This is a genomic window from Methylocapsa sp. S129 (genome assembly GCF_009765995.1).
Lineage (GTDB): Bacteria > Pseudomonadota > Alphaproteobacteria > Rhizobiales > Beijerinckiaceae > Roseiarcus.
In genome coordinates this window covers 188,438-190,175 of the sequence record NZ_LMUI01000046.1, presented here as the reverse complement: position 1 = coordinate 190,175, position 1,738 = coordinate 188,438, and the positions used below count along the sequence as shown (strand labels likewise).

Genomic DNA, 1,738 nt, shown 5'->3' with positions numbered 1-1,738 from the left:
CGAGCCCAGCGTCGCAATCGTCCCGCCATAGGCTTGCGCTTCGAATGTCGTTCCCGCATTCACATTCGTCCAGGACAGCGATACGGGATTCGTCGGCGTCAGGTTCGTCGAAACGCCCGCCGTCAGGCTCGCGTCCCCGCCTGTCGTCAGGCTTGTTCCGGCCAGCGTCGTCACGGCGCCGATCGACGCCTTGCCCGTAGCCGTCACCGTGTCGAGCTGGACGCTCATTCCGGAGATCGCAACATCCGCGTTCGAGGCGATCAAAGACGAACCGCCTTGTCCCTTCACCGCGCCCAGCGTCGAAGTCAGGTCGATCGAACCCGCATCACCCGCCACGCCCGTCGTCTTTAATGTCGTGAACGTCAGATCGTTGTTCGCCTCGATCGTCTGCGTCCCCTGGCTCGTCGCCGAACCCAGCCCGATCGTTCCGCCTGATTTGACGAAGCCCGTGCCCGTCTCCGCCGTCAGCGCCGTCGCAGCGATCGCCGTCGCCGCGTTCAGGCTGAACGAGCCGTTCGCGTCCAGCGTGTCGCCCGTCGCATTGCCCGTAATCGACGCCGTATCCGAAGTCAGCCTGATGTCGCCGACATCGCCGCCTGCGATCCCCGTCGTCTTCAAGGTCGTATAGCCAAGACCCAGATAGGCCTCGATCGTCTCAGTCCCGTCGCTCGTCGCAGAGCCGATCGTCATGCTGGAGGCGTCCGAGGTCACGCCGATCGTCCCACCCGTCGCGTTCAGCGTTGTCAGAGCGACCGCGCCCGAGCCGTGCAGCGTCTCAACGCCGCCGCTTCCCGTCTTGCCGCTCGTCACCGAACCCAGCGTCAATCCGCCGCCGCTCGTCGCCGTCACCAGCGTTCCGGCATTGACGGTCGACCAGTCGATCGACGCCAGCCCCGACGGCGACGCCAGGCTGCCCGCCGCCAGCGTCACGCTCGCCGTCGTCGCCGTCACCGTCGCGCCCATGTTCGACGTCACGCTGGTCAGCGACGCCGAACCGTCGGCCGCGACCGAACCGCCGGCGATCGACGCCGTATCCGAGGTCACGTCGACATCGGCCGCCTTCGACGTCAGAATCGTGAAGCCGATGGCGTCCGTCGCCTCGATCGTCTGCGTCCCCTGGCTCGTCGCCGAACCCAGCCCGATCGTTCCGCCTGATTTGACGAAGCCCGCGCCCGTCTCCGCCGTCAGCGCCGTCGCAGCGATCGCCGTCGCCGCGTTCAGGATGAACGAGCCGTTGGCGTCCAGCGTGTCGGAAGGCGCATTGCCCGTAATCGACGCCGTGTCCGAAGTCAGCTTGATATCCCCGACATCGCCGCCTGCGATCCCCGTCGTCTTCAAGGTCGTATAGCCAAGACCCAGATAGGCCTCGATCGTCTCTGTCCCATCGCTCGTCGCAGAGCCGATCGTCACGCTGGAGGCGTCCGAGGTCACGCCGATCGTCCCACCCGTCGCGTTCAACGTCGTCAGAGCGACCGCGCCCGAGCCATGCAGCGTCTCAACGCCGCCGCTTCCCGTCTTGCCGCTCGTCACCGAACCCAGCGTCAATCCGCCGCCGCTCGTCGCCGTCACCAGCGTTCCGGCATTGACGGTCGACCAGTCGATCGACGCCAGCCCCGACGGCGACGCCAGGCTGCCCGCCGCCAGCGTCACGCTCGCCGTCGTCGCCGTCACCGTCGCGCCCATGTTCGACGTCACGCTGGTCAGCGACGCCGAGCCATCGGCCGCGACCGAACCGCCC

1 protein-coding gene is annotated in these 1,738 nt (G+C 67.3%); it reads right to left on the bottom strand.

The window, feature by feature from the left end; translation table 11 throughout:
• The coding region (locus tag GSQ90_RS24220) for a hypothetical protein (protein WP_210254967.1) at window positions 1–1,738 on the bottom strand (1,738 nt) is incomplete at both ends.